The 1,431-nt window shown below is 61.3% G+C and carries 1 protein-coding gene; it reads right to left on the reverse strand.

The window, feature by feature from the left end; genetic code table 11:
* Nucleotides 1-194 precede the first annotated feature (194 nt).
* On the reverse strand, nucleotides 195-860 hold the full coding sequence (locus ABZ624_RS43075) for a hypothetical protein (protein WP_360101235.1): 666 nt from the start codon (nucleotides 858-860) through the stop codon (nucleotides 195-197).
* Between the last annotated feature and the right edge of the window lie 571 nt (nucleotides 861-1,431).

Consider the following 1,431-nt stretch of genomic DNA (forward strand, 5'->3'; position numbering starts at 1 on the left):
CCACTCCCGCAACTACCTGGCCTTTCTCGGTCTCGCCGCCGCCCTGTGCTGCTACAAGCGACTCGTCCGCCTCACCACATAGGACACCGTCTAAGCACACAAAAATACTCTACCCGACAGCGGAGACCGGCGGTCTCCGACTCTCCCACCGATCTCCGCCTGAAGGGCCAAGCTATACCGTCGCGTTGTCGCATTTAATGCTTCCCGGCCCGGTGTGCGGGCCGGTGGGTACGAGTGGTTGACCCGTATTTTGAGCGGCTGCTCGAACGGGTGGACCGCTTGCCATGATGAGCGTGGCCACCCTTGGACTTCACCGCGCGATCGGTCCGGGGCTGCGCCCGAACCTTACTCGAAGGCGCAATATTAGTACTGGCCGATGAGACGTTGTTTGAGAGGTCCGGATCAGATTCGTTACCATTGACGGCGACGGAGTCAGTAAACCTCTCACTCTCGGGTCCGGCGACACCAGTAACGGTGATAGCAGTGCTATGACCCTTTTCCAGCGAGCTGCCATGACACGTGAGCGTCCTACCCGTGATGGAGCAATCCGGGGTGCTAGCCCGGGGTCTCACCAGCGCCTTCGGGAGGGATGGATCTTTAACAGTCCACCCTGAAGACGTGTCGGGCCCAAAATTTGCCACCACGATCTTGTATTCAACGGGATCACCCTGCCGCGCAAAAGCAGGACCATTCTCGGCGATGGCCAGGTCCACCGGTGCGCAGGTTGAGGAGCCCGTGGGAGGAGGCCCGTCAACCCGATCGGGACCATCACAAGAATTCACTGCTGCTGTGGCTTGCGGGGATCCCCACAGAACCAGAGAACCTACGGCGATACCAGCGGCCGTAAGAACGGCTGCCATCCTATGCCTCGAGAGGGTCAACAACTGCTTACTCACGCTCTACCGCTCCTTGGAGGTGGGCCCTTTCCTTAAGAAAGGGTTTCCCCTATAAGACCCGCACACGCCACCTGCATGACGCGTGGGACTCTCCCGACCGACTACTCGGGCATCCCTGATGCGACGAAGGAAATCAGCTTGATCAAGAGAAAGACGGCCGGTGAGGACCGCGGGCTTGCACGGTTGTCTGCCGACATTGGAACGAACGGCATGACGGTCTCTATGCGGGGGCGGCACAGGGCATCGGTGGTATCGGGTTTGGCGGCACAGGACATGCTGCCAGTTCCGCCGAGTGAGCTGCGAAGCGAACTGCCGGTGCGCATACGGCCAGGGCCTGGTGCCACAGCGGGCCTGCGGGACCTGGCCCACTTGGCTCGCCGCTGCTGGTGAATCTGTAAAGGCCGCCACTGCTGGCCGCCCTGCAGGAGGGCACGGACAAGGAGCCTTTTCCATCTTCACTCTGAGCTGGTCAGATGGAGGGTGAGGACGGCCTGGACGAGGCTGGTGATCCGGCTGGTCGAGCACCGCAGTTTGC

The organism is Streptomyces sp. NPDC007205 (genome assembly GCF_040634095.1).
Classification (GTDB): Bacteria; Actinomycetota; Actinomycetes; order Streptomycetales; family Streptomycetaceae; genus Streptomyces.